Source organism: Variovorax sp. GW531-E2, from assembly GCF_059423125.1.
In genome coordinates this window covers 220,594-247,227 of sequence record NZ_JBWKXQ010000001.1, presented here as the reverse complement: position 1 = coordinate 247,227, position 26,634 = coordinate 220,594, and the positions used below count along the sequence as shown (strand labels likewise).

The 26,634-nt window shown below is 72.3% G+C and carries 16 protein-coding genes; 6 read left to right on the top strand and 10 right to left on the bottom strand.

Going from position 1 to position 26,634, the window contains the following annotated elements; translation table 11 throughout:
* Positions 1–45 precede the first annotated feature (45 nt).
* The 7 genes from AC07XP_RS00990 to AC07XP_RS00960 all read right to left on the bottom strand — a co-directional run bounded on the left by AC07XP_RS00990 (position 46) and on the right by AC07XP_RS00960 (position 17,784).
* Positions 46–1,332, bottom strand: coding sequence for a trypsin-like peptidase domain-containing protein (locus AC07XP_RS00990; RefSeq protein ID WP_095947270.1), 1,287 nt, complete (start codon positions 1,330–1,332; stop codon positions 46–48).
* Between the two features lie 64 nt (positions 1,333–1,396).
* Positions 1,397–1,861, bottom strand: a complete 465-nt coding sequence (locus AC07XP_RS00985) for a hypothetical protein (protein WP_095947094.1) — start codon at positions 1,859–1,861, stop codon at positions 1,397–1,399.
* Between the two features lie 32 nt (positions 1,862–1,893).
* Complete coding sequence (locus AC07XP_RS00980) at positions 1,894–2,646, bottom strand: S1 family peptidase (protein ID WP_495263517.1); 753 nt, start codon at positions 2,644–2,646, stop codon at positions 1,894–1,896.
* Between the two features lie 90 nt (positions 2,647–2,736).
* A complete protein-coding gene (locus tag AC07XP_RS00975) occupies positions 2,737–15,237 on the bottom strand; it encodes a filamentous hemagglutinin family protein (RefSeq protein WP_495263516.1) in 12,501 nt (4,166 codons plus the stop codon).
* A 140-nt stretch (positions 15,238–15,377) separates the two neighbouring features.
* Positions 15,378–16,394 carry a FecR family protein gene (locus tag AC07XP_RS00970; protein ID WP_495263515.1) on the bottom strand — a complete coding sequence of 339 codons (1,017 nt, stop codon included), beginning with the start codon at positions 16,392–16,394 and terminating at the stop codon, positions 15,378–15,380.
* A 159-nt stretch (positions 16,395–16,553) separates the two neighbouring features.
* Positions 16,554–17,108: an RNA polymerase sigma factor gene (locus tag AC07XP_RS00965; RefSeq protein ID WP_062482809.1), complete on the bottom strand. Its 555-nt coding sequence runs from the start codon at positions 17,106–17,108 to the stop codon at positions 16,554–16,556.
* Between the two features lie 7 nt (positions 17,109–17,115).
* Positions 17,116–17,784 (bottom strand): STN domain-containing protein, encoded by a 669-nt coding sequence (locus AC07XP_RS00960; protein WP_495263514.1) that lies wholly within the window; start codon positions 17,782–17,784, stop codon positions 17,116–17,118.
* Positions 17,785–17,975: 191 nt separating this feature from the next.
* Here AC07XP_RS00960 and alkB point away from each other — a divergent pair, with 191 nt between their 5' ends.
* The 6 genes from alkB (at position 17,976) to AC07XP_RS00930 (ending at position 23,500) form a co-directional block, all read left to right on the top strand.
* On the top strand, positions 17,976–18,632 hold the full coding sequence (gene alkB / locus AC07XP_RS00955; protein ID WP_495263513.1) for a DNA oxidative demethylase AlkB: 657 nt from the start codon (positions 17,976–17,978) through the stop codon (positions 18,630–18,632).
* Positions 18,633–18,639: 7 nt separating this feature from the next.
* Positions 18,640–20,457 (top strand): ABC transporter ATP-binding protein, encoded by a 1,818-nt coding sequence (locus AC07XP_RS00950; RefSeq protein WP_495263512.1) that lies wholly within the window; start codon positions 18,640–18,642, stop codon positions 20,455–20,457.
* A 165-nt stretch (positions 20,458–20,622) separates the two neighbouring features.
* Positions 20,623–22,305, top strand: a complete 1,683-nt coding sequence (locus AC07XP_RS00945; protein WP_495263511.1) for an alpha/beta fold hydrolase — start codon at positions 20,623–20,625, stop codon at positions 22,303–22,305.
* 30 nt (positions 22,306–22,335) lie between these two features.
* Positions 22,336–22,671: a YnfA family protein gene (locus AC07XP_RS00940; protein ID WP_095947269.1), complete on the top strand. Its 336-nt coding sequence runs from the start codon at positions 22,336–22,338 to the stop codon at positions 22,669–22,671.
* A gap of 13 nt (positions 22,672–22,684) precedes the next feature.
* A complete protein-coding gene (locus AC07XP_RS00935) occupies positions 22,685–23,062 on the top strand; it encodes a YkvA family protein (RefSeq protein ID WP_070061148.1) in 378 nt (125 codons plus the stop codon).
* 42 nt (positions 23,063–23,104) lie between these two features.
* The gene (locus tag AC07XP_RS00930; RefSeq protein ID WP_495263510.1) at positions 23,105–23,500 is read left to right on the top strand and encodes a VOC family protein; all 396 of its coding nucleotides are present in this window, start codon (positions 23,105–23,107) and stop codon (positions 23,498–23,500) included.
* A 4-nt stretch (positions 23,501–23,504) separates the two neighbouring features.
* Here the strand turns inward: AC07XP_RS00930 and AC07XP_RS00925 are convergent, their stop codons facing one another.
* The 3 genes from AC07XP_RS00925 to AC07XP_RS00915 form a co-directional block, all read right to left on the bottom strand.
* Entirely contained in the window at positions 23,505–24,161 is a 657-nt protein-coding gene (locus AC07XP_RS00925; protein WP_495263509.1) for a DUF2894 domain-containing protein, read from the bottom strand.
* The gene (locus tag AC07XP_RS00920; protein ID WP_495263508.1) at positions 24,154–24,816 is read right to left on the bottom strand and encodes an OmpA family protein; all 663 of its coding nucleotides are present in this window, start codon (positions 24,814–24,816) and stop codon (positions 24,154–24,156) included. Before AC07XP_RS00920 ends, AC07XP_RS00925 begins: the two co-directional genes overlap by 8 nt.
* Position 24,817: 1 nt before the next feature.
* Positions 24,818–26,634, bottom strand: a 1,817-nt coding sequence (locus AC07XP_RS00915) for a DUF802 domain-containing protein (protein ID WP_495263507.1), incomplete at its 5' end; no start/stop codon positions are given.

The following is a 26,634-nucleotide window of genomic DNA, read 5'->3' as shown; positions in this document are numbered from 1 at the left end:
CTTCGTGACGCTCGAATGACGCGGCCGGTCAGCGCGACGCCCTGCTCAGCACTTCGGCGACCCGGCCTGCGCGCAGATCGGCACGAAGATCCGCGCCCCCGCACGCTGCACCAGCAGCGCCGCCGTGCCGTCGGCCCCCTCCAGCGCCTGGGCCAGGGCTTCGGCGCTGTCGATCGGCTGGCCGTTGAGCGCCAGGATGACGTCGCCCGGCTGCACGCCGGCGCGCGACGCCGCCACGTTCACGCGCTGCACCAGCAGCCCGCCCTCCACGCGCAGAAACTGCCGCTCGGCCGGCGCCAGCGGGCGCACCGCGAAGCCCAGGCGCGAGGGCACCGAGGCCGCTGCCGCCGCGTCGCCCTGCAGGCGCGGCGTGTCGTAGCCCTCCACCTTCACCTCGACCACGTGCTCGGCGCGGTCGCGCCACACCATGAGGCGTGCACGCTGCCCCGGCACCTGCTCGGCGATGAAGCCCAGCGCGTCGGCCGCCTGCACCACCTCGCGGCCCTGCACCGACAGGATCACGTCGCCGGTCTTCAGCCCGCCCCGTGCCGCCGCGCCGCGCGGCTCCACGTCGGTCACCAGCGCGCCGGCCGGGCGCGGCAGGCGGAAGGTGTCGGCCAGCGCCTGCCCCACCTCCTGCACGGCCACGCCGATGCGCCCGCGCGTGACGGTGCCGGTGGCCAGCAATTGGTCCTTGATGCGCATGGCGGCGTCGATGGGAATGGCGAACGACAGCCCCTGGTAACCGCCGCTGCGGCTGTAGATGCGCGAGTTGATGCCGATCACCTCGCCGCGCAGGTTGAACAGCGGCCCTCCCGAATTGCCGGGGTTGATCGGCACGTCGGTCTGCAAAAACTGCATCGACTCGGCGCCCGGCAGCAGCCGCCCCTTGGCGCTGACGATGCCGGCCGTCACCGAGTTGCCGAAGCCGTAGGGCGAGCCGATGGCCGCCACGCCGTCGCCGGGCTCCACGTCCGCCGGGTCGCCGATGCGCACCGTGGGCAAGCCGGTCGCGTCGATCTTCAGCAAGGCCACGTCGGCCAGTGCGTCGAGGCCGATGAGCCGCGCCCGGAACTCGCGCCGGTCGGGCAGCTTCACGCGGATCTGCGTGCCGTGCGCGACCACGTGCGCGTTGGTGAGGATGAGCCCGTCGGCGCTCACGAGGAAGCCGCTGCCCAGGCTGCTTTCATCGGCCTCGGCCGGCGGTGCGCGCAGCAGCCAGCGGTCGCTGAAGCGGCGCGCCGGCACCGACGGCCGCTCCACGCCGATGTGGACCACGGCCGGCCCGAAGGCCTTCACCAGTGCCGCGAGCCCCGGCACGGGCCACGGCATGGCGGCGTGCAGCGGTATTGCAGCCGCAAGGCCCAGCAGCGCCACGCAAAGGCGCCGTGATCGGTCAGGTGCGCGCGACAAAGCTGAGCGTGAGTTGCAGCACCATCGGCTGGCGCATGTCGCGCGGCGGCGGCTCGGCCAGCGGCTGCGCGGTGAGCAGCGCGCGCAGGTCGGTGTCGGCCTGCGCGTCGCCCAGCGAATCGAAGGCCACGCGCTCGACCTTGCCGCTGCCCGCGACCCACACGCGCACCACCACCGGCGCGGGCGGCACGGGCTGGCCTTCTTTCAGCATGCGTTCCTGCATCCACGTGTGCAGCCGCACCACGGTGTCGCTGGCCGGGTCGCTGAGCGAGGACTGCAGCTGGTTGCTGGCGAGGTTGGCGTAGCTGATCCAGTGCTGCGGCACCTGCGGCTGGGCCTGCGCCGATGCGGCCAGGGGCGCGGCGGCGGCGGACAGCCCGAGGCCGAGCCCGCCGAGCGCCAGGCGCAGGCGGCGCCAGCCGAGGGTTTTGCCGAAAGAAAAGGTCATGGGAGTTCCAATGAAAAGTCGAAGAAGGACGCTCAGCCGCACAGCACGCCGACCGACAGGGTCGAGGCCCGCGCGGCGGGCGATTGCTGCGGGCCGAGCTGCGGTTCGCGGCTGTGCGTGTAGGCGATGCCGTGGGCGTCCAGGAAGTCGCGCAGGCGCGCCGCCGGCACCGCGCGCACCCGCGTCACGCCGCCCGCCACGCCCGCGGCCGAGGCCGCGCGGCTGAGCACCATGCCCGACGCATGCGGCGCGGCGGCGACACGCTCGACCACCACACCGAGCAACAGGCCGTCGGCGCCCAGCACCGCGCTGCCGCTGGCGCCGGGTTGCACGCCCGACAGCAGCTGCAGGCCTTCCACGCCAGGCACGGTCATGGCGTTGCTGAGCAACGCCGCGCGATCGGGCATGCGCTGCAGCACCGCGTAGGCCTCGGTGAACACGCCCACGCTGCCCGGGGCCGGCGCGCGCGCGTCCGCCGCGAGCGTGGCGTGCAGGTACGGCGTGAGGGTGGTGCGCAGCACGGCGACGTCGAGCTCGGTGCTCTCGGCGATCACCCGGGCCTGCGCCACCAGCGCGTCCTTGAGGGCGAACAGCGAACGGCAGTCCGCCACCGCATGGCGCGCGGTCAGCACGTCGCCGGCGGCGTTGAGGAACACGCCGCTGGCGTTGGCCTCGGGCGGCGCGCCATGCGCCGCGCCGGCCAGGACGGCGAACGCCGTGACCAGCAGGAACGACGCCCACCGGGACGGGCGGGGGCCGGCAGAAGACAACAGCAGAGGGGGCATCGGACAGTCACGAAAGCTCTGAGACAAAGACGGAACTGCGCGCCCCGGAATGTCGTTTGTCACAAAAATTTCATCTGCCGCCCTTCCCTCTCACTGCCCCAGCAGACGCCGCTCCTGCGCCGTGAGCTTCGTCTTCTGCGCGTCGCCCAGCGGCCCGCGCCCCAGCACCTGCACCGGGCTGTGCGCGTCGTAGCCCACCGGGCGCGCCGCGGCGCGGCCCGCATCGGCCGGCGCGGCGGCGCCGTCGGCGGCCTCGTTGCCGAAGCCCAGCACGCGCACCGAGAACACCGACGGCAGCGCCTGGCGCGCCGCCGCGCGTTCGCGCTGCATCGCCTCCTGCGCCGCGCCCACGGCCTGCGAGGCCGCCGCGCTGGCGTTGGTGAGCGCGCCTACGTTCACCGAAGCCACCACCGGCAGGCCGGCCGACTCGCCCTTGACCTGGATGTTGGCCGCGTTCACCACCTGCAGGGCCGCGAGGTTCACGTTGCCCGACACGCGGATGCCCGCCTCGCCCGCGTCGATGGTGCCCAGCGGCGCGATCAGGTCCATGTCGCCCGCCGGCACTTCGGCGATGGGCGCCAGCGTGGCCAGGCCGGCGCCCGAGCTGGGCACCTGCGACGACAGTTTCACGTTGCCGATGTTGTCGTACACGCGCTTGGGCGGCGTGTAGACCAGCGTGGTCTTGGAACCCCGGCCCGCGTTGATGTCGCCCTGCTCCGACCAGGCCAGCACGTCGCCGCCGAAGGTGGTCATCACGCGCGACAGGCCCAGCAGCAGGCTGCCTTCGCTGAACAACTGGATGTGGCCCATGCCCTGCGTGATCACGCCCGCGCTGCCCGGCGGCACCGCGCCCTGCACGCCCACCACGATCTGCCCGCCCGGCGCCATCATCTGGATGTCGCCGCCGAAGTCGGTGTGCACGCCCGAGGGGCCGTACAGGATGATGTCGCCGGTGCGCACGATCTCCTGGCCCGCCGCGTCGAGGTCGGGGAACAGCGTGGCGATCATGCCGCGCCCGCGCAGGTAGCTGCCGTAGCGCGGGCCGTCCACGTCGTTGTACTCGCGGCCCCCGGCGCGCAGCTCGGCGAAGTACACGCCGCGCAGGAACACGCGCTGCTGCTCGGGCGCCAGCGCCTTGAAGTACGCGAGCGCGCTGCCCGGGTCCTTCGCGTCGGCGCTGGTGGCGACGAAGCCGTAGCGTTCCTTGAGCCATGCGGCCAACTCGGCGTCGTAGGTCTTCACCACGCGGCCCGGCTGGCTCGCCAGCGACTGGCCGGGGCCCGACTCGGCGCGCTTCGCGGGGTCGAGGTAGCGATCGGCGATGGCCGAAAAATCCGGGCCTGCGGCGCCCATGCCGGCCATCATCGCGATGCTCGCGCCGGGGCGCGTGTCGCCCTCGGCCAGCGCACCGCGGCTGACCACGCTGGCGCGGTCGTCCTGCGTGATGTGGCGGCCGGCCGACACCTCCAGCGTGCCGGGGCCCGCCACCTGCAGGTTCGCGTACAGGATGTCGCGCCCGGCCTGCACCAGCGACACGTCGCGCGGGTCGTTGTTCACGATCAGCGCCTCGGTGCCGACGATGTCGCGCCCGGCGCGGATGCGTGCCGGCGCGGCCGAGCGGTACCAGGTCTCGGGCGCGGGTTCGCCGCTGGCCTGCACCTTGCGCGCCGTGCCACTGGCCAGGCCCAGGATGTCGCCGCGCACGGCGTAGAACAGCGAGGGCGGCGCATCGGCCGGGTGCAGCGCGCGGGCGCCCAGCGTGTCCGGTCCGAAGGCGAACAGAGGGTGGTTGTCGACCACCCCGTAGTTCGGCACGCCGGGCGATCCGACCATCGAGCCCTCCGGGCTGGTGTTGTAGACCACCGGCTGCTGGCGCGAGTTGTAGCCCACGAAGGCGGGCGCCCAGGGCGTGGGCAGCGGCGTGACCGCGCCCGACATCCCCACCGGATAGCCGCCGCCGAACAGCGAGTTGCCCGCTAGGAACTCGAGCGCGCCCGAGGGCGACGGCGCGAGCACCAGCGCACGGCCAGTCGCCTGCGTGGCGGGCGTGGCCGAGAAGCCGTAGTACAGGCTGCCCGAGGCCGCCGTCGCGCGCAGGATCGACGGATAGACCGTGACGTTGTCGCTCATGTTGATGCTGCCCAGGTACCGGCCGGCGGCCTCCCGGTTCGCCAGGTCGGTGCCGGGCGTGAGGTTGCCGCCCGCGCTGAACAGGTTGATCGCGGTGCGGTCGGTCCACAGCGTGAACCAGCCCTGGCCGATGCCGTACTCGGTGCCGCCCAGCCTGAATGCCGAGCTGTTCGGCACGCGCGCGCGGCCCGCGTCGGCCACGCTGGTGAGCACCAGGTCGCCCGGCGTGTCCAGGTACATCGCCGAGTCGCCCGGCACGAGCACGATGCCGGCATTGCCGACGCCGATGGTCGGGGTGAAGGGGTCGATGGGGCGCGTGTCCTTCACATCGCCCTCCTGGCCCGGCAGCGAGAACGCGTACTTGCGGTAGCGCACCTCGACGCCGCCGATGGCGGAGGCCGACACGGTGGCCGCGCCGCGCAGGTTGACCAGGGCGCCGTTGAGGTCCTGGTACTGCGTATTGGTGCCAGAGCTGCCGTACTGCGCCGCGGCCAGGTTCGGATTGACCACGCCGCCGATGCGCAGCTGCAGGTCGCCGCCGCCGGTGAGCGTCAGTTGCCCGTTCGCGTCGACGCGGCCCGTGCTGCCGACCGCCGCCACGATGGCCTCGCTGCGCTGCCAGACCTGGCCGTTGCCCAGCCGCGTGGTGAGGCCCGCGTCGCCGCCCGCGCGCAGCGTGAGATTGCCGCCGCCCAGCGTGCCCATGCCGGTGAAGCCCACCAGGAAGGGCTCGGGGCTGCTGTCGGTGCTGACCTGCGCACCGGCCGGCAGTGCGTAGGTGCCGAAGTTGATCCACCACGACGTCGCGATGCGGTCGCTGCCGGCCAGGGCCGTGCCCGAGCCCTGGCGCCACAGCCAGCTGCCCACCGCGGCGCTCGGCGCCTGTCCGCGCTCGCCCCCGAAATGACCCCAGACGTCGCCGACGACGTTGCCGCCCACCGTGATGTCGAGGTTGCCGCCCTGCTCGGGGTACCAGGCCTGGTAGGCCGCGAGCGCGGCGCTGTAGTCCGCCGTCTGCGGGCCGATCACCGAGCCGCCGACGGCCTTGCCGCGTGCGAGGTTGAAGGGGTCGAGCCCGTTGGCGTCGAGCAGCGGCGCCGAGCGCGTGCCGGCCGTGTAGACGCCGAACGGCGACTCCATGACGAAGTTGCCCGCCGCCGCCAGGCCCAGGTCGCCCGTGCCGGTGCGCAGCACGCTGAACATCGGCGACAGCGGCGTGTACTTGGTGACGTCCTTGACGGGGTTGATGACCGTCGTGCAGATGCCCGGCCCCCACTCGCAGATCGTGACGTATTCGGGCAGCACCGGCGTGCCCTCGACGAAGCTCGGGTCCCAATCGTCGCCGTTGGGGCCCCAGAAGTAGGAAAGGCGCGCCGGGTCGACCACGCAGGTGCCCTCACCGCCCCAGTCGCAGTAGCCCGCCTCGAAATCCAGCGGGTCCATCGGCGTTCCCTCGTCGTGGCCCCACATGGGCCCGTTCGGACCCCACAGGAAGCCGCTGCCGCCCGGCGTGAGCTTGACGTTGTACATCGCGTGGCTGTCGGCCAGGATGAGCGCGCCGTGCTTGGCCGGGTCGAGCGCGCGGCGGTCGGCCGAGTCCAGGTCGGCGCCGGCCGTGAGCTGCAGGCTCCAGCTCGTCGCGCCCTGCCCCAGCATCGGCGCCACGGCCCAGTTGCGGCCCTGCACGCCGTCGACTTCGGGCCGCAGGTTGACGGCCGCGTCGTTCGGCAGCTGCACATCGGTCAGCGACGGAATCACCGCACCGCGCGCCAGCGCGATGGTGCCGTCGGCCTTCATCGCGACCGGCAGGCGCACGCCCTTGGGCCACACCATCGCCTGCACGCTGGCCTCGGCGCGCAGCGCGGTGCCCGCGCCCAGCTTCATGCCGCTGTCCAGCACCACGGCCTCGCCCAGCACCGTGCCGGCCTTCAGGCGCACGCTGCCGTCGGCGTTGTAGACGTTGGCGCGCAGCACCGTGCCGGCGGGCAGCGTGTAGGCCGCGCCCAAGGTCACGGTCACGGGCAGCACCGTGCCGGCCGGCAGCGCCATGGCTTCGGCGGGCACGTCGTAGTTCAGCAGCGCGTCCTTCGGGAACACGGTGCCCTTGTCGAGCACCACGCCGTCGATCGGCACGACGATGTCGCCGCCGTCGGGCGTGAACGGCGTGCCGAACTTCGTGCGCTGCTCGGTGAGGTACCAGCCCTTGTCGTCGGGCGTGGCCGGCGGCGGCGCGAAGCCGTCGTTGATGCTGCCGTACACGTTGAGGTTGCCGCCCGCGCGGATCACCAGCACGCCGGGCTCGCCGAAGCCGCGCCGCGCCGGATCGTTGCGGTCGGCACCGGGGCCATAGCGGTAGCCCGAGAGGTCGATGTCGCCGACCACGCTGAGGTCGCCCTCGCCGGTGCTGCTGACGATCTCCACGCCGGGGCGCAGGTGGTAGCTGCCCAGGCCTGCCAGGCGCGCCGACAGCGAGGTGTTGGCCAGCGCCTTGTCGATGAAGGCGCTGCTGTGGCCGTCGATCTCGTCGAGGTACTTCTGCGTGATGAGCTGCGGCACATGGCCCGTGACGTCGGGCGCGCTCGCCAGCGGTGCGTCGCTGTAGGTGCGGAAGGCGTTGACCGCGATGGTCTTCGCGCCCTGGATGGCGGGCGTGCCGGCGACGTTCACCGCCACGTCGTTGTCGCCGCGCCGCGGCGCGTTCAGCGCAAGCGTGCCGCGCGATGCGCCGTCGTTGCCCTGTGCCGCGCTCACGGCCGTGCCCGCACGCAGGTCGATGGCCGCGCCGCCGCCCAGCGTCAGCGTGCCGTGCGTGCTCGTGAGGTCGACGATGGCGCGGTTCGGGCTGTCGATGATCTTGCCGTAGCTGTCCACGCGCAGGCCGGTGGCGTGCGCGTCGAGCGTGCCGTTCACGGTGAGGTCGCCCTTGGCCGCGAGGCGGATCGCGCCCACCTGGAAGCCGCTCGCGTCGATGCGGCCGTTCACCGTGAGGCTGCCGCCGTCGAGCGTGACCTCGACCACGCGCGCCTTCACTTCGTCGCCGATGGCGAGGTCGCCCTGCTTGATCTGGAAGCGGCGCGCGCCGGTCACGCCGCCTTCGTTGAGGCGCGTATTCAGGCCCGCGAAGTCGGCCACGGTCTGGCCGCGCACGCTGATCTCGGCCGCGTCGTAGGGCACGATGGTGCCGCCCGCGTCGTACGTGCCGCTCGCGGTGCCGAGGATGCGTCCGCCCAGGTCGATGCGGCCCGCGCCGGCGCCCAGCGCCGTCGCCTGCAGCGTGCCGCCGCGGTTGTGCGTGGCCGACAGGTCGATCACCGAACCCGCCGCCTGCACGATGTTGCCGGCCGTGCTCGTCACCTCCAGGTCGCCGCCGCGGCTGTAGCGCGTCTGCTCGAAGAACTTCACGGCGCGGCCCGCGAGGTCGATGCGCGAATTGGCGCCCAGCGTCACATCGCCGCTGGCCGTGAGCTGCAGCTTGCCCGAGGGCAGGCCGACCGTGCCGTCGATGGTGATGTTGCGGCCGGTGAGCGCCAGCTGCGCGCCCAGCGCCGCGTCACCGGCGGGCTGCGCGCCTGCCGGTGCGCTCACCACGATGTCGCCGCCCGCCGTGATGCGGTTGTTCGAGCCGGCCTCGCCGGTGAGCAGCGGGGTGCGCAGGTTCAGCTGGCCGCCCGTGTGGTCGTAGCCCTTGCCCGTCACGTACGCGCCCTGCTGGTGGTACACGCCCAGCGTGCCCTTGCCGTTGGCGGTGATGCGCTCGCTCGCGTTCAGGTTGACCGTGCCGAAGCCCAGCGCGAGCCGGTCCGCCGAGTAGCCCGCGTCGGGTTGCGTGCTGGGCGCGTGGCCCAGCACGATGCGCGCGGCCGATACGTCGAGCGTGCCGTGGCCCAGCAGGCTGCCGATGGCGCCGCCCGGTGCGTTCCCACCGGGAAAGATCTCGTCGTTGCCGGGCGGGCGCGGCGTGAGGCCGGTCCAGATGAATTCGCCGGTCGTGATCTTCGCGGTGTCGCCCGCGCCGCCGTAGCCGTAGATGGCGGGCGTGCCCAGCACCAGCCGCTCGATCGACGACACGCCGGTGGCGGGGTCGAGCGTGTCCAGCGACACCGCGCCGTAGATGTTCACCGACTCGCGCGCGTTCAGCACCAGCGTCTCGACCGCGGGCACGCCTTCGCCCTTGTTGCCGGCCAGCAGGTTCGCCAGGATGCCCTGGTTCATCGACAGGCCCGACGGCAGCTGGCCGTTGGCGGCCGCCTGCTGCAGCGCCGCGTCGCTGCCCAGGTTGACCGCGGACACCGCCAGCAGCAGGTTCTTCGCGCCGTAGCGCACGTTGTCGGCCATCGTGAACGAGCGGTTGGTGGCCACGGCCAGTGTGCCCTCGCCGTACAGCGTGGTGTGGCCGGTGCAGGCGCCGCTGGGGCACGCGCCGATCTGGACCGTGGCGGGTATCCCCCCGGCGACGGGCGGCAGCAGGTTGATCCAGCCGTTCGACAGGCCCAGCACCCCGCCCAAGCCCGCCGAGAACACCACGCCGTCGGTGGAATCGTAGGCCGGCGCACCAGCGCCCAGCGTGTTCAGCGACGCGCCCTGCTCCACCTGGATGCCGTCGCCGTAGCCGCCGGCCACGAGGAAGATTTCCGCGCCGCGCAAGGTCGCGCCGCTGCGCACGACGACATGGCCGGTGTTCGACTTGAAGGTTGCGTAGTTGTCGGCATACGGCAGGTCGATCTGGCCACCCAGGATCATCCGTGGCGCGCCGAAGGCGTTGAGCTGGTCGGCCTGCAGCGACGCGCCCGTGAACCCGGCCGTGCGCTGCGCGCCCGGCGCCGTCACCTCGATGGCGATGCCCTTCGCCGACAACGTGCCGCCGAAGCCCGCGCTGCCGGCCGCCGGGTTGAACAGCGCCGTCCCGTCGAACTGCAGCATCGACACGCCGTCCTTCGGCTTGGAATAGAAGTAGTCCAGCAGCAGGTTGCGGGCGTCGGCCGCGATCTCGCCGCGCACGCCGCCGCGACGTGCCGCGTCGGCCACCACGAAGGCGTCGTAGCCCATCTCGTTGTAGCTGGCGTGCTGCTTCACCAGCGCCGCCGGCGTGACGACCAGCTGGCTGGCCAGCGACGACTTCACCGCCGTGTTCGCCACGCCGAGGTAGCCGCTCGCCACGTACGAGCCGTAGCCGGCCGGCAGCGGCGTCGCGGGCAGCGCGCCTTGCGCCCCCACTTCCACGCGGAAGGCACCGGGCAGCAGCGCGTAGGTCGAAGGCAGCAGCGTGTAGGTGCCGGCCTTGAGCCCGCCCACATCGTGATCGAGCGTGACCTGCCGGCCCATGGCCGGCTCGCCCGCGCCCGCGTCCGGCGACACCGGCGCGTAGCCGCCCTGGAAACCCGGCACGATGGCGTACACGCCGTTGCCCGCCTTGCTGAAGGTGTTGGCCGGATTGGCATTGGCCAACGGCGTGCGCAGCACGTCCACCGAGCCGCCGCGACCGCTGACGAAGCCCGCGCCCGTGAGCTCGCCGCCGCCCGACAGGTCGAGCAGCGCGCCCTGGTGCCCGACCACGCTGTCGCCCGTGAGCAGGATGCCGCTGCTGCCGATGGCGCGCTTGTCGATGGACGCGCCGGCCACGCTGTAGCCGATGCCGTCGGTCGTGCCGCCGTAGGGCATGAGCAGGCCGGCGCCGCTGACCGAGGTGATGCTGCCCGGCAGCAGGTCGACCACGGTGGCGCGCGCCTCGAAGGTGCTGCGCCCGTCCTGCCCCACGATGAGGTTGCCCAGCGGCGCGCGCACGATGCCGCCCTGGCGCACCGTGCCGCCGCCGAGCGCCAGGGTGCCGAATGCCGACTGCGGCATCGCCACGTCGCCCTCGACCTGGCGGCGGATGTCGAGCACGCGGCCCTCGTCGTAGCCCGCGCGGATCTGCGCGTTGGCGCCGGTGGCGGGGTAGATCTGCGCGGCGGTGAGCGTGAGGTCGCCCAGCGTCGCCAGCTCGGTCGTGGTCGCGCCGAGCAGGCCGAGCGTGGGCGTGCCGCCCAGCAGGCGCAGGTCGCCGCGGCTGGTCATGCTCACGGCGTCGAAGCCGCGGCGGTCCACCACCTGCGCGGGGCCGGTCTTCATGGCGATCTCGCCGTGCGCGCCGAAGCCCACGCGGTCGCGGATGTCGATCAGGTCAGCCTCGGCCGTGAAGGTGGCCTCGCTCGCGCGGGTCGATGCGCCGTGGCGCCAGGTGGTGGTGTAGATCACCTCGTTGTCCTGCTTGGGCGCACCGGTCACGCCGGCCAGCCGCAGGTAGGACGAGGCAAGCCGCACGCTCGAATCGGTGGCCGCGCTGTCGGCCAGCGCGAAGCTGCCGGCGTACAGGCGCAGGCTCTGCGCGGTCGTGAGGTCGACGTGGCCGTCGAAGCTCAGCAGGCCGTTGACCAGCAGCGACAGGTTGCCGAAGCCGCCGTCCCGCACCTGGTCCGCGCTCAGGCGCCCCTTGCCGTAGGCCAGTGCCGCATCGGCATGGCCCGGCTTGAGGGTGGCCGGCAATCCGCTGGGCTGCTGGGTCTGCGAGATCACCAGCTCGCGCGCCTGCCGCACGGCGTCGTCGACGGTGTAGATCTTCGAGAACACCGGCGCTTCGAGCGCCACCGCGAGCGTGCCGCCCGCCGCATTCGCGCCGCCCGCGTGGGCACGCAGCGTGCCGTCCAGGTACAGGCTGTGCGCCGACTTGAGCACGATGCTGCCGCCGTCGCTGGCCACGTCGAGTTCGCGCCACAGGCCGCCCACGGCCGGCACGTCGATGCGCGCATGGCTGCCGGAGGCATCGAGCAGCGCGCCGGGGCGGATGACGATCGCGAGGTCGGGTGCGTTGGCCGCGCCCTTGGCTTCCCAGTCGAGCGCGCCGCCGATGGAGATGGTGCCGCCGTTGCGCACGCTGCCGTAGCGGCGGCCGTCGTCGTCGACGCCGGTCTGCGCGCGCGCCGCCACGTCGAGCACCGCGCCCTCGCCGATCCACACCGAGCGGTTGTGCGGCTGCAGCGAGGTGCTCAGCGGCGAGTTGAACGCCGGCGCCTCGATGTCGATGGCGATGCGCCCGCCCCAGGCGTTGAGCCGGCCATCGACCACGAAGCTGCTCAGGCCGCCGCCGAGCAGCTGGATCGAGCGGCCCGGATCGACCGTCACCACCGCCCCCGCGCCGATGGCGACGTTGCCGCCTTCGGTAATGCGGCGCTGCGAACGCAGCACGAGGTCGGCGCCCTGGCGCTGCACGGTCTGGCGGTTCACCGTGTCCTGTTGCAGCAGCGGCGGCGTCCACAGTGGCAATGCGATGCCGCCTTCATGGTCGGCACCGGCCCCGGGCTCGATGCGGTAGACCGGCATGAGCACGTCGAGCTGCGCGCCCGGCGCGACCGTGAGGCCCGCGTGGCCGTTGAAGTCGTAGGTGGAAAAGCCCGACTGCAGGCGCGACGCGTCGAGCACGAGCTGCGTCGCGTCCGACAGCGCCGGGTCGGGACCGATGAGCAGCGCGTGGCCCGTTTCGATCTTCAGCGTGCCGCCGCCGGTCACGCCATGGCCGCGGATCTCGCCGCCGAGCGACAGGCGCCCCTTCGCATCGGTGGGCGACGCGGCCGAGTCGGCCACCAGCGTCACGTTGCCGCCCTTGCCGCCCTTCTGCTTGCCCTTGGCCAGCAGCGCGGCACCCGACGACACGTCGATCAGGCTGCCCTGCCCGACCGTCACGCCGTGCGTCGATTCGAGGCGCACCGTGCCGCCGTCGATGACCGCGAGCGTGGCCGAGTCTTCAGGCGCCGTGCCGATGTCGACCCGGCGTCCGCGCAGGTCGAGCGTGACGCCGTCGCGCACGGTGAGCGACGAATCGGCGTCCTTCACCAGCACGCGCGGCTGGGCCCCCGCCACCGGCGACGTGAAGACATTGCCGGCCTCCAGCGCGCCGCCGCGCACCGTGACGTCGGCGCCGATGTCGATGAACGCGCCGAGCAGGGCCATGCGTCCGCCGTCGGCCAGCGTGAGCGCCTTCTCGACGTTGATGCTGCCGCGCGTGCCGATGTCCAGCACCGACAGGCGCTGCGCATTCAGGTGCGCCGCGTCGAGCCACAGCGTGCCGATGCGCTCGTCGGCCAGTGCGTCGGCCGCGGCCATCTGCTGCGTGACCGGTGCCACGTCGCCGAAGCGCACGTCGGTGTCGAACAGGTCGATGCGACCGAGCGCGCCGTAGCGCCCCACCGCCAGCACGCCGCCGCGCGCCACCGCGCTCTGCGACTGGCGGTAGCCGTCGTCCAGCGCGGCGTCGCGTGCGCGCGTCTGTTGCGCGCCGTTGAACACCTCGGCCACGATGTCGCCTTCGAGCACCGCCGTGGGCGCGCTCACCACCAGCCGGCCGGCGTCGCGCCCGACGGTATAGCCGTTCTCCAGCTTGCGCTGCGGCCCGATCAGCGGGTTGTAGAAATAGTCGGTGTTCGCCTTGCCCCAGCGCACGTGCTCGGCCTCGAAGCCCTTGTAGACGCCGTCGTACAGCAGGTCCGACGGCGCGCTGTTCAGGTTGTACAGCCGCCCGTCGCTGCCCTTGAGCCAGGTCTGGTAGATCTTGCCGGTCTGCACGTTGAGCGAACCACCCGACAGGTTGACCGTCGAGCCCGCCTGCGTGACCACCTCGCTGCCGCCCAGCACCACCGTGCCGCCCTGCGCGGCCCATTCGCCGATGCCGTGGCCCTGGTTGCCCAGGTAGCCGCCGACCTCCAGCAGGCCGCCCGCCGCGTACCAGCGCTCGCCCTCGTAGCCGCCCACGCCGGGCGCCACGCGCACGAGCTTGCGCCGGTCGATCCACACGTCATTGTTGAAGAGCTTGCCGCTCTCGCGGTTGCGCGGGGCGTCGCGCATCTCGTTGCCCTGCACGTTGACCTTGACGTTGTTCGATTCCATCGTCACGTTCACGCCCACCGCACCCGACACATCGAGGCGCGCCTTGTCGGCCACGAAGCTGCGGCGCGTGGCGCTGGCCGCGATCTGCCCGCCGGTGGCCAGCGTGAGCGACTCGCCCTCGAAGCGGATGTCGCCGCCCGAGACGATCTCGATGCGCGACTGGTCGCGCCGGTCCGACAGCCGCGAGAGGTTGTCGAAGAGCGCGGGCGGCACGAGCGCGCGCGCGGCGTCCTGCGCGGCCGACTCCTTGATGAGCGCCTCGCGCTGGCTGTCGAGCGCGCTGGCCTTGCCGTCGTCCTCGATCAGCACGGCCGTGACCGCGCCCTTGCCCAGCGCCACGTTGCCGCGCGTGTCGGCGGCCGAGTTCAGCAGGTGCACCGTGCCGCGCACGGCGACGGTGGAGGTGGCGAGCGCCACGCCGTCCTGGCGCACGTCGCGGCCGGCGAGCGTGATGTCGCCTTCGCGCGCCACGATGAGGCCGGTGTTGCGCACCGTGCCCGCCGTGCTGTCGGCCACGAACTGCGGCGTGATCTCGTTGCCGCGCGTGGTCGAGAAGGCGTTGGCCTCGGTGCCCATGCCTTTGCGGATCACGAAGCTGTCGCCCGCGGCGAGCTGTGCCTGGCCCTTGCGCGCGGCGATCTCGCCGGCATTGGCCACCTCCTTGCCCAGCAACAGCACGTAGCCGCCGCCCTGCGTGACGGAGCCGGGCTCCTTGGTGGTCAGCCGTGCGCCGGCCTGCACCTCGACCTTGCCCTGGTCTTCCTTGCGCGTGGTGAAGCTCGGCGCGGTGTCGTTCGAGTAGATGCCGCGCGCCTTGAACTGGTCGTCGCCGATGTGGGCAGCGGCCGCCACAAGGTTGCGCGTGTCGGTCTGGCTGGTGCCGCTGAACACGATGCCGTTGCGGTTGGCGATGAGCACCGTGCCGTCGGCCTTGATCTGACCCTGGATCTGCGACGGCCGCGCCTTCGGGTCGTTCACGCGGTTGAGCACGGCCCAGTCGGCCTGCTGCTTGAAATCGACCGTGGTGTTGCGCCCGACGTTGAAGGTCTCCCAGTTCAGGATGGCTTTGTCTGCCGTCTGTTCCACGGTGACGACGGTGCGGCCGTCGACCTGCTTCTGCGAATCGCGGTTCAGCGCGCGGGCGTTGAGCCAGCCGGCGCTGAGCGAATTCGTGTCGACCTTCAGGCCGCCGTCGGCCAGGCCGTCGGGCACCGAGGGATCGTTCAGCGCCGCGGCGCGTGCGGCGGCCTGTGCGGCCTGCTGCGCGGCAATCGCCTGCGCCGCGAGGCCCAGGTTGCCGAGCGACTGGCGCAGCTGCTCGTTGGCCTTCTGCTGCTGCGCCAGCGGGTTCGTCAGCATCGAGGCCGGCGTGCCGTTGGGCAGGTAGCCCGTGACCACGGCGGTGCCCTGCGCCACGTTCTTCTGCGCCATCCACGCGGCGCTGAAGGCGCGCTGCGCCTGTGCATTGCCCGCCAGGCCCGCCATGGCCAGCGCGAGGGCGGCCGCGTGCGCGACCGGCGCGCGGCGGAATGTCTTGTTGCTCATGTCATACCCCAGAGAAAAACCGTTCTGGAGAAGAGACCGGGCTCACCGGATGCGACCGACACGCGCGCTGCAAAAGTTCGGGAGAATTTGCGAACGCGGACGCAGCACTGTTTTTTTCACAGCCGCGTCACACAGCGCGGCTACCCGAGCAGCACGATGCCGGCAGGCAGGCTCGTGAGCTTCGCGCCGTAGCTCACGGCGATCAGCGTCTCGACATGCGGCAGCTCGTCCAGCCGCAGCCGCGCCTGCACCTTGCGGCGGCCGAGTTCGGCGCGCGTGACGATGAGGCGGCCCGGGCGGTAGCGGTTGATCTCGTCGACCACGGCCGCCAGCGGCGTGTCGTCGAACACCAGCACGCGCTCGCGCCAGGCCGCCACCGCCGCGAGGTCGGGCGCGCGCGCCACCTCGGCCTCGCGCCGGCCGCCGTAGCGGATCTGCTGCGCCTCGCCCGCCACCAGCACGCGCTCGCCGTCGCGCAGCTCGACCGAGCCCGCGAAGCAGGTCACGCACACTTCGCCGCCCGTGGCGCGCACGTTGAAGCGGCTGGCCGCCGCAGCCACGAGGCGCGCGCCGCCCACCGTCATGGTGAAGGGCGCGCGGCGCGCCGCGTCGAGCTGCACCTGTGCCTCGCCGCCGAGCATGTCGAGCACGGGCGGCCCGCCCTCGGCGCCGCGCGCGAGGTTGAGGCTGGTCTGCGTGTTCATCTCGACCACCGCCGCCGCATCGGCCAGCACCACGCGGCGCTGCTCGCCGGTGCCGGTGCGGTAGTCGGCCGTCATGTCGGACAGCGCGGGCCACAGGCCGGCCGGCGGGCGCACCACCACGAAGGCGGCGGCACCGGCTGCGAGCGCGGCGCCGAGGAACTGGCGGCGGCCGAACATCGGCGGGCGCGACACGGCGATAGCCGTGGCCGCGCGCGGCGGTGTGTCCATCGCGGGCATGCGCCGTGCCACCGCTTCGGCGGCGGGCCGGGTCAGGTCCCACAGGCGCGTCGCGTCGGCCATGGCCTGCGCATGCTGCGGGCTGCGGGCGCACCAGCGACGGAAATCCTGCGCGTCGCCGGTGGTGGCGCGCCCGGAGGTCAGGCGCACGAGCCAGTCGTGCGCCTGCGTTTCCAGCGCGGCGCGTTCGCGGTCGATTGGAGTGGGGGCGGCCATCATGTCTTTAGAAGGTGTGAACGGATCCGCCGTGGCCGAGCAGCCCGTCCAGGCACGTCCCATCAAGGCGCAAAGCGCAGCCATAGCCAGGGCTATGGCGAGCATTTGCAACGCGGAGGGGGCGTGTCTCGGCGGGATGAGCGGGCATGGCGGGTTCGTTCACACCTTCTCTGACTGTTTTCCCGCGCCGGGACCGAACCGCTGGATCACATCGCGCCCCAAACGGCCGGCGCAATGCACCAGCGCGGCCTTCACTTCACGCTCGACGATGCGCACCGACACGCCGTAGCGCCGCGCCAGGTCGGCATGCGGCGTCTCGTCCACGCGCGAGGCGATGAAGATGTCGCGGCGGCGGCGCGGCAGTTCCTCGAGCGCGCGCTCCAGCGCCTGCACCTCGCTGCGTGCCTCCGAGACGCGGGCCGGGTCGTGGCTGTCGTCCGAAAAATGCAGCAGCTCCTCGACCTCCACGAAGTCGAGCAGGCGCCCGTGGGAGATGCGCCGGTCTTCCGCCACGTTCGACGCGATGCGCAGCAGGTAGGCCATGGGGCTTTGCACCGGGCCGGGGTCGCTCATGCGCTGCACGCGCAGCCAGGTCTCGTGCAGCACGTCGTCGGCCTGCTCTTCCGAGCCCAGGCGGCGGCGCAGGCGGTTGCGGAAGTCGATGTAGCGGCTGGTCAGCAGGCTGCGCAGAAAGCCGGGGGTGTCCTGTTCCACGGCCTGCTCAGGGAGAAACCGCTGCGTCGCAGACGTCGGGGCGGTCGCCGGTGCGCGGCAGCAGCAGCACCGTGAGCGGCTGGTCGGCCTCGCCTTCGGGCGGGCGCTCGAGCACCAGCGTGTTCATCGCGGCTTCGAGCGCGGCGTCGCGCTGCGCCAGGCCGGTGGAGCTGAGCAGCCGCGTGCGCCGCACATGGCCGCCGGGCCCGACCCACAGCTGCACGAGCGCGCGGTAGGTGCCCGGGCGCGCATGCGGCCAACGGCACAGCGTGCGCTCCAGCGCCTGCTGCACCACGCGCGCGTCGCGCGGGGACATGGCGGGAGCGGCGGGCGCGGCCGGTGTCGTCGCAACTGCGGGCGGCGGCGCCTCGGCCTCGACCAGCGTGAAGGTGCGCGCGTCGGTGTGGCGCGCGGCCAGCCGCGTGCCGGCCAGCAGGCGCTGCAGCGCCTCGCGCGGGGTGAACAGGCCGTGCAACGCGGCGGATTCGAAGCCGGCGGTGAGCTGCCCGTCGAAGAACACGGACTGCCCCGTCGCCTGCGCGTAGACCTGCACGGCGGTGGCCAGCGGCTGGGCCGGCAGGTCGAAGGCGATGCGCCCCGCCGCATCCGGCGAAGGCGCAGGTTCGCCGGCATGCGACACGGCCGCGAGGGACAGAATTCCGAGGATCAGGGTCAAGACACACACCCACCGTGACCGAGCAACGCGAGACATGCCGGGTCCTGTGACGAAGGAGGAATCGCAGGCGCCGGGCCGGTGCCGCGTACTGCTTTGGTGCTCGGAATGCTAGTGACGCTTTGTGACAGCTTGAATGCATCGCAGCCACGGCCACGGTCCGAGCCGCCCCTGTCGATGGCGACAATGCCCTCATGACGTTCGACCTCTTCGACGCCCCGCCGCGCGCCGCGCGCGAGCCGATCGGCCCGGCCGCCTTCGTGCTGCCAGGCTTTGCATTGCCGCGCGCCGAGGCGCTGCTCGACGCCATCGACGGCGTGGCGGCACGCGCGCCGTTCCGCCACCTGGTCACGCCGGGCGGCTTCACGATGTCGGTCGCGCTCACCAACTGCGGCGCGCTCGGCTGGACCAGCGACCGGCGCGGCTACCGCTACAGCGCGGTCGACCCCGACAGCGGCGCGCCCTGGCCCGCGATGCCCGAGGCCTTTGCACTGCTCGCGCGCGACGCGGCGGCACTGGCCGGCTTCGACGGCTTTGCGCCCGACGCCTGCCTGGTCAACCGCTACCAGCCGGGCAGCCGGCTCTCGCTGCACCAGGACCGCGACGAGCGCGACCACGGCGCGCCGATCGTGTCGGTGTCGCTGGGCATGCCGGCGGTGTTCCAGTTCGGCGGGCTCGCGCGCGCCGACAAGACCACCCGCATTCCGCTGGTGCACGGCGACGTGGTGGTGTGGGGCGGCGTGGACCGGCTGCGCTTTCATGGCGTGCTGCCGCTCAAGGACGCACCGCATCCGCTGCAGGCACGGCTCGGCGCGCAGCGCATCAACCTCACCTTCCGCAAGGCGGGTTGATGTACGCATGACGAGTTCGACCACCTCCTCCACCGAATCTCCCGGCCGCGCGATCCGTGCGCTCTACGCCGCGTTGTGGCACTTCGCGGCCGGTGCGCGTGCACAGCTGCTGGCCGCCACTGCGTTGCTCGCGAGCTCGCAGCTGATCCGCCTCACGCTGCCCTACCTCGCCGGCCAGGCCATCAACGCGCTGCAGCGCGGCGACCTGCCCGCGGCGGGCCGCTGGATCGCCACGCTCGCGGCCGTGTATGTCGGCGCGTGGGCGCTGCACGGACCGGGCCGCATCCTCGAGCGCAACGTGGGCCTGAAGGTGCGCGAGACGCTGGCCGACCAGCTCTATGCGCGCATCGCCGCCGCGCCGCTCGCCTGGCACGACAGCCACCACTCGGGCGAGCTGCAGCACCGCGTGCACCAGGCCAGCCGCGCGCTCGCCGACTTCGCGCAGAACCAGTTCATCTGGCTCACCAACGCCGTGAACTTCGTCGGGCCGCTGGTGGCACTGGCGCTGCTGTCGCGCACCAGCGGCGTGACGGCGCTCGCGGGCTATGTGCTGATCGGCGTGGTGATCGTGCGCATCGACCGCGCCCTGATGAAGCTCGCGCGCGCCGAGAACGACGCCGACCGGCGCTACGTGGCCGCGCTGCTCGACTTCCTGGGCAACGCCTCTACGGTGATCGGCTTGCGGCTGCAGGGCGCGTCGCGCCTGTTGCTGCGCCGTCGCATGGCGGCCGTGTCGCTGCCGCTGAAGCGCACCGTGGTGCTCAACGAGGGCAAGTGGTTCGCGGTCGACCTGATGGGGCTGGCGCTGACCTGGGGCCTGGTCGTCATCTATGTGTGGCAGGCGCGCGCGCCGGGCCAGACCGTGATGCTGGGCGCGGTGTTCATGATCTACCAGTACGCGCAGCAGGCGGCGGGCGTGGTCACCTCGGTGGCGGCCAACTTCAGTTTCTTTGCGCGCATGCACACCGACTACAGCAGCGCCGAACCGATCTGGCATGCGCCGACGAGCCCCACGCTCGAGGCCCCGCCCGAAGCCGTGCCGGCGCACGAACGCATCGACGCGCAGGCGCCTTGGACGCAGCTGCAGGTCGCGCAGCTGCAATGGCGCTACGCCCCGCGCGGCGCCGTCGCCAACGACCCGGCCGCGCCCGCGCGCAGCGGCCTGCACGACGTGGCGCTCTCACTGCGCCGGGGCCAGCGCGTGGCGCTGGTCGGCCCGAGCGGCGGCGGCAAGAGCACGCTGCTGCGCGTGCTGGCCGGCCTGTATGCACCGCACGGCGGCACGCTCTCGCTCGACGGCGAGCGGACCGACTGGGCCCGGCTGCGCCAGCTCGCCACGCTGATCCCGCAGGAGACCGAGCTGTTCGAAGCCAGTGTGCGCGAGAACCTGGCCTTCGGGCGTCCCTGCGACGACGAGCGCCTGCGCGCCGCGCTGCACACGAGCACCTTCGACGAGGTGCTGAAGGCCACGCACGGCGACCTGGACAGCGCGATCTCGGAACGCGGTTTCAACCTGTCGGGCGGCCAGCGCCAGCGGCTGTGCCTGGCGCGCGGCGTGCTCGCCGCCGAAGGCAGTTCGCTGCTGCTGCTCGACGAGCCGACCAGCGCGCTCGACGCCGCCACCGAGGCGCGCGTGCTGGGGCGCATCGCGGCGGCGTTTCCGCAGGCCTGCGTGATCGCCTCGGTGCACCGGCTGAGCCTGCTCGAGCGCTTCGACACGGTGATCCTCATGGAAGCCGGCCATGTGCGCGACCACGGCCCGCGCGACGAGGTGATGGCGCGCCAGCCGATGCTTCGGGAGGCAGCGTCCGGTCACAAGCAGTAGGAACCCTCCTGCGCCAGAACGCGGCGTTCACACCCGCCACGCTGGCATGCCTTCTGCAACAGTATCGGCATCCATTTGTTCACGCTTGGTCCTGTGCGGTCCCTTTTTGCGCCCCGGCTGCGTTCCAATCACATGGTTCTTCATTCCGCGAGCGTTTCCCGTCCCATGCGTTCTTCCCGCGCCACCCTTCCGCTCGCCCTGCTCGGTGCCCTGCTGGGCCTGTCCGCCTGCACCACCGGCACCACGGCCGAACAGCGCCAGGCCGCCGCCAGCAAGCCGCCGCCCACCGACTGCATGGCCTGGGTCGGCGCCGACCGCAACGCGCGGGTGGGCGGCTACCTGCTGCCGCAGGCCGGCACCGCGGTGAACGCCGGCGGCCCGCGCGTGTGCGTGCCCGTGCTCATGAGCGCCTACCCCGTGCCCACCAACTATGCGGGCGGCGACTACCACGTCGGCGCGTTCACCGACGACCAGCTCAAGGCGCGCTGGCGCACCTGCAAGGCCGAGCCGGCCTGCTTCGAGCGCGTGAACGCACAGATGCAGCGCTGGCTGCCGCCCAACAAGGCGCGCGCCACGCGCGTGACGGGCGCGGTCGATCCGGCCGGGCGCATCGATGCCGACAGCCCGAACGTCGACCTGAAACAGATCCGCCGCCCCGCCTTCTTCGCCAAGGCACCCTACCGCGAAGGCATTGCCGAGGCCGACGCGCGCACCCACATCGTCGAGTTCACCGTACCGCGCGACACCTTCGAACGGCTCGACCTGAAGCTCACCGACCCGATCAAGCTGCGCGGCTGGTACCTCGAAGGCGCGGGCGTGGACGACGGGCGCGGCCGCAAGGTGCGCGCCCTCGCCGTCATGGCGGCGGGCGGTGGCGGGCAGCTCACGGCCCTCCAGCACCCGGACGAAGTGGCCTACCGCATCGAGGGCGCCAGCGGCAAGGCCGTGCCGGTGTCCTTCCCCAACGGCACCACCGAGGCCATGGGCCAGCGCTGGTGGCGCGAGAACCTGCATGCGCTGAACCAGGCCGGCTTCGACGTGCTGGCCTACGACCGGCGCGGCGAAGGCCTGTCGGGCGGCGTGAGCGACACCAACACGCTGGAGCAAGGCGAGGACGTGTTCCGCGTGCTCGCGCAGCTCGAGCACGGCCAGGGCCTGCGGGTGCTCACGCCGGCGGGCCAATTGCTCGAAGGCAACGCCGCGCGCGGCCGGCTGCTGGCCGGCCAGAAGGCCAGCGAGATTCCGCTGGTGCTGGGCGGCTACTCGCGCGGCTCGATGTCGACCGCCTGGGCCCTGACGCGCAACTACGTGGCCGCCTGCAGCTTCGACATGCCCGTGCCCAACTGCACGCCGGCGCGCGGCTGGCGCAACATCCGCGGAGCCATCCTGCTGTCGTCGTTCGCCAGCGGCGCGGGCTACCTGCCCGACGCGCCCGACCTGGCCGACCGCAACCTGTTTCTGGGCGGCATGGCGGCGGACCACCACATCCTTTTCTATCCGAACTCCGCCACGCTCGCGGGCATGGACCGCTGGCCCGCCGCCTTCTTCGGCAAGGGCCTGTGGGACCGCGCCGAATCGCTCGAAGGCACCGTGGCCGCCTACAACCGCATCCGCGGCGTGAAGGAGATCGTGCTGTCGCGCGGACCGCACGCCATCGAGACCTGGCCCGAGTCCGAGCGCCGCTACCTGCGTGAGCGCATGGTGGCCTACGCGAAGGTGGTGATCGTCGGCGGGCGCACGGTGCCGGGCGCGCGGCCTTGGAAAGACTTCAAGTCGCTGGTCGCCACCACGCCCGATGTGTGGGAGCCTTCGTCGCGGCCCGGCACAGGCCCCGGACGACAGCCCTGAGATCGACAGGCCACCGCCACAATGGCGGCCATGGACCTGCTCAAGACCCTCGGCCTCTTCGTCGCGACCGCGCTCGCGGAAATCGTCGGCTGCTACCTGCCCTACCTGTGGCTCAAGCAGGGCCAGTCGGCCTGGCTGCTGCTGCCTGCCGCGCTGAGCCTGGCGCTCTTCGCGTGGCTGCTCTCGCTGCACCCGACCGCCGCGGGCCGCGTGTATGCGGCCTACGGCGGGGTCTACATCGGCGTGGCGATCCTGTGGCTGTGGGCCGTGGACAAGGTGACGCCCTCGGCCAGCGACTGGGTCGGCGTGGCCGTGTGCTTCGTCGGCATGGGCATCATCATGTTCGGGCCGCGCAGCGCGGCTTGAGGGCACGGCCGCGATGAACCTGCGCGACTGGGCGCGCCGCATCAAGCGCGACGCCGTCACCCTCTGGTTCGCCTGCCGCGACCCGGCCACGCCATGGCTGCCGAAGGCGCTGTGCTGGTTCACCGTGGCCTATGCGCTGAGCCCCATCGACCTCATTCCCGATTTCATTCCCGTGCTCGGCTACCTCGACGACGTGCTGCTGCTGCCCGCGCTGATCTGGCTCGCGGTGCGCCTGCTGCCGCCCGAGGTCATCGTGCGCAGCCGCGTGCGGGCCGAGGAATGGATGGCGCGCACGGGCAGCAAGCCGACGAGCAAGGCCGGCATGGCGCTGGTCATCGGCATCTGGGTGTTGGTGGCGGCCGGATTGGCCTGGTGGCTCTGGCCGCGCTGACGACAATCCGCTGGAAGTTCATCCTCTTCACAAGGAGCCGATGTGTTTTCCCATGTCTTCTTCAGCGTCTCCGATTTCGACCGCGCGCTGGCCTTCTACGACGCGGTGATGGACGGCCTCGGCCTGGAGCGCCGCTTCTGCGAGCCGGAAAAGCCCTGGGCAGGCTGGCACAGCGCGGGGCGCGCACGGCCCTTTTTCGTGATCTGCCAGCCCCACGACGGCCGGCCGCACGACGCGGGCAACGGCCAGATGGCGGCGTTCACCGCCGGCACGCGGGCGATGGTCGACGCGGTGCACCGCATCGCGCTCGCGCACGGCGGCACCTGCGAAGGCCCGCCGGGGCTGCGCACGCACTACCACCCCGACTACTACGGCGCGTACTTCCGCGACCCGGACGGCAACAAGCTGTGCGTCGTGTGCCACGACGCGGCGGGCTGAGCTTTTAGCTCGCGCGGCTGCGCGAACTCTTGCGCGGGCTCTCGGTGCGCGCCACGCGCGCGGCCTCGGCGGCGGCGTTCACCTGCTCGATCCACAACAGCGCGTCGACGTGCGCCATGAAGCGCTGCAGGTACTGCGGCGACAGGTCGCGCATCAGCGTGAGCGCGCGCTGCACCAGGTGATGCGTGTTGAGCGGGCCGGCGTTCTTCGGCACCTTGGCAAGCGACTGCGTCACGCGCTGGTCGGCGGCGAGCCTGGACCAGGTGCCGCGGAAGTAGCTCAGCGTCTTGAGCTCGGGCGCCGTGGACAGGCTGGGCACGGTGTCACCGTCGGTCGCCTCCGCGTCGGGCGGGGGCGGCAGCGGCGCAAGCTGGGCGATGTGGTTCATCAGCTCGGCGAGCGCGGTGTGCAGCGGCGCCTCGGCCGGCGCTTCGGCCTCGGGTTCGACCTTCTCCAGATCGGCGCGGTAGGTTGCCATGAGGCTGGCCAGCCGCGCATCGAGCAGGCGCCGTGCCTCGCCCTCGTGCGCCGCCGCGCGCTGCGCCATCGCCGCGATGAAGCGGAAGCGCACCGGGTCGAAGCGGTCATCGCCGCGCGCGCGCCAGGCGTCGAGCGCTGCGACGGGGTCGACCTGATCGTCCGGTGCGGCGTCGTTACTCACGGGGCTTCGCAGCGTCGGGTGCGTTCTTGGGCCGGGGCGTCGGCGCCATCTCCACGCGCCGGTTCTTCGCGCGGCCCTCGGCATCGCCGTTTGAGGCCACGGCCTGCTCCGCACCGAACGCGGCGGCGAACACAGACGACGAGGGCACGCCCTCTTCGATCAGCGCGCGCGTCACGGTGAGCGCGCGCTGGGCCGACAGCTCCCAGTTGTCGGCGAACAGGCGCGCGCCCTCGCGCATCTGCCGGTCGTCGGTGAAGCCGCTCACCATCAGGATCTCGTCGCGCGCCTTCAGGTAGGCGCCCAGCGGGCCCGCCAGGCTTTTCAGCAGTTGCCGGCCGCCGGGTTGCAGGTCGGCGGAGTTGAAGGCGAACAGCACGCTGCCGCTGATGCCGATGCGGCCGTTGTTGAGCGTCACGCGGCCCGCCGCAAGCGGGCCGGCCAGCGCCTGCTCGAGCGCCTCGCGGCGCTGCGATTCGGCGCGGCGCTGCTGCACCTCGGTTTCGAGGCGGCTCGCCAGGTCCAGCTGCATGCCGAGCACGCACACCAGGATCAGCACGAACGCACCCAGCATGCCCGCCATCAGGTCGCCGAACACCGCCCACACGGGGACGGTCGGCTCCAGGCCGGCGTCGAGGTCGATCTCGTCGCGCACCATCTCAGGCCTCGCTGCCTGCGGTCTGGCGGCTGGCGAACTGCTGCAGGTCTTCGACGATCTGCTTTTGCGACATGATGCTCAGGTCGATCACCTCGCGCGCCTGCGCCACGTAGTAGGCCAGCTGCTCGTCGCTGCGTGCGAGCGACTTGCCCAGCGCGCCTTCGATGCGCTGCAGGTGCGCCACCAGCTTGTCGTTCGATTCGCCGAAGCGCTGCACGGCAAAGCCGAAGGCCTCGCCCAGGCTCGCCACCTCGACCGCACCGCCGGTGATCTGCGCGGCGATGCCGGCCATCTTCTCGGTCTCGCTCTCGACCTTCTCGGTGAAGCGGCTGCCCACGCGTTCCATCATGTCGGCCGAGGCCGTGACGAGCGCGTCGATGGCGCTGCGCTGTTCGGTCGAGGCGTGGTTCACCGCGCCCAGCAGGGTTTCGAGCGTGCCGAGGATGCGGCTGCGCTCTTCGAGCATGTCGTTGTCGCGCGCCATGCCGTCCGACAGTTTCTGGCGCAGCTCGGCGATCACGTCGGCCGCGGCCTTCGGTGCCTCGGCCGCCACCTGCAGCAGCTGCGCGACTTCGGCCACGGTCTGCTTCGCGTTGGCCTCGGCCTGCGCCGACATGTCGCGCACGGTCTGCGCCAGCGTCTCGCTCATCTGCTGCTGCTGGCTCAGGCTGTGCGCGCCGGCCTGCTGCCATTCCTTCTGCAGCGACGCGGCCATGGTCTCGAGCGAGCCGCTCCAGGCCGCGAGGCGCTGCGCGTCACGCGTGGCGAGTTCGGTCTGCAGGTTGGCATGCGCCTCGCGCACGGTGTCGAGCAGCGAGGCCGCGGCGCGGGGCGCGTCCGACGCGGCCTGCAGCAGCTGCGCGACTTCGGCGACGGTCTGCTTCGCATGCGCCTCGGCCTGCGCCGACACGTCGCGCGCGGCCTGCGCCAGCGTGTCGCTCAGCTGCTGTTGCTGGCTCAGCGTGTGCGCGCCGGCCAGTTGCCATTCCTTCTGCAACGACGCAGCCATGGCTTCGAGCGACTGGCTCCAGGCCGACAGGCGCTGCGCATCGCGCGCCGCCAGTTCGGTCTGCAGGCTGGTGTGGGCTTCGCCCACGGTGCGCAGCAGCGACACCGAATGCTGTTCGAAGGTGGCGGCCGCGGCGGCGAGCGCCTGGTGCGAATCGCCCGACAGTTTTTCGCTCACGCGCTGGTGCTGCGCGAGCGCGCTGCCCCAGGTGTCGGACACGCTGCCCACGGTGCTTTCGAGGCGGGCCGACACGCCATCGACCAGCGCGGCCGAACGCTGCTCGAAGGTTTCGGCAAAGCGTTCGAGCGTGCCGCGCAGGTCGCTCGACAGCGCCCCGCTCGCGCGCTCGTGCTCGGCCAGCGCGGCCTTCCAGGTGTCGGCCACGCCGGCGGTCGAGGCCTCGAAACGGCCCGTGAGGCCTTCGAGCTGCCGTTCGACGGCCTGCGCCATGCCGCCCTGCAGCGACGCCGCTTCGCGCGCGATGCCGAGCATGGCCGCCTCGACCACCGGCTGGATCGTCGCGCCGGCGATGCGGGCGGTGTCGGTGAGGCTGTCCTTCAGCGAGCGATCGACCGACGCGGCCAGGCCGCTGTAGGCGGCTTCGGCCTTCTGGTGGAAGCTGTCCTGGCTGGCGACGAGGCGCTCGTTCTGTGCCTGGCCCTGGCGCTCCAGCGCGGCCATCATCGTCTGCAGCTGGCCGACCAGCTCGGGCATCACCTTCGCCACCGGCTGGATGGTTTCACCCGCAATGCGGGCGCTGTCGGCCAGGCTGTCTTTCAGCGAGCGATCGACCGAGGCGGCGAGCCCCG

Excerpts from the sequence above, each read along its gene's own strand:
- AC07XP_RS00990 (WP_095947270.1), bottom strand. The coding sequence starts at position 1,332 with ATGCCGTGGCCCGTGCCGGGGCTCGCGGCACTGGTGAAGGCCTTCGGG.
- AC07XP_RS00970 (WP_495263515.1), bottom strand. The coding sequence starts at position 16,394 with ATGGCCGCCCCCACTCCAATCGACCGCGAACGCGCCGCGCTGGAAACG.
- AC07XP_RS00975 (WP_495263516.1), bottom strand. The coding sequence starts at position 15,237 with ATGAGCAACAAGACATTCCGCCGCGCGCCGGTCGCGCACGCGGCCGCC.
- AC07XP_RS00980 (WP_495263517.1), bottom strand. The coding sequence starts at position 2,646 with ATGCCCCCTCTGCTGTTGTCTTCTGCCGGCCCCCGCCCGTCCCGGTGG.
- AC07XP_RS00985 (WP_095947094.1), bottom strand. The coding sequence starts at position 1,861 with ATGACCTTTTCTTTCGGCAAAACCCTCGGCTGGCGCCGCCTGCGCCTG.
- AC07XP_RS00940 (WP_095947269.1), top strand. The coding sequence starts at position 22,336 with ATGGACCTGCTCAAGACCCTCGGCCTCTTCGTCGCGACCGCGCTCGCG.
- AC07XP_RS00920 (WP_495263508.1), bottom strand. The coding sequence starts at position 24,816 with ATGGTGCGCGACGAGATCGACCTCGACGCCGGCCTGGAGCCGACCGTC.
- alkB (WP_495263513.1), top strand. The coding sequence starts at position 17,976 with ATGACGTTCGACCTCTTCGACGCCCCGCCGCGCGCCGCGCGCGAGCCG.
- AC07XP_RS00945 (WP_495263511.1), top strand. The coding sequence starts at position 20,623 with ATGCGTTCTTCCCGCGCCACCCTTCCGCTCGCCCTGCTCGGTGCCCTG.
- AC07XP_RS00935 (WP_070061148.1), top strand. The coding sequence starts at position 22,685 with ATGAACCTGCGCGACTGGGCGCGCCGCATCAAGCGCGACGCCGTCACC.
- AC07XP_RS00950 (WP_495263512.1), top strand. The coding sequence starts at position 18,640 with ATGACGAGTTCGACCACCTCCTCCACCGAATCTCCCGGCCGCGCGATC.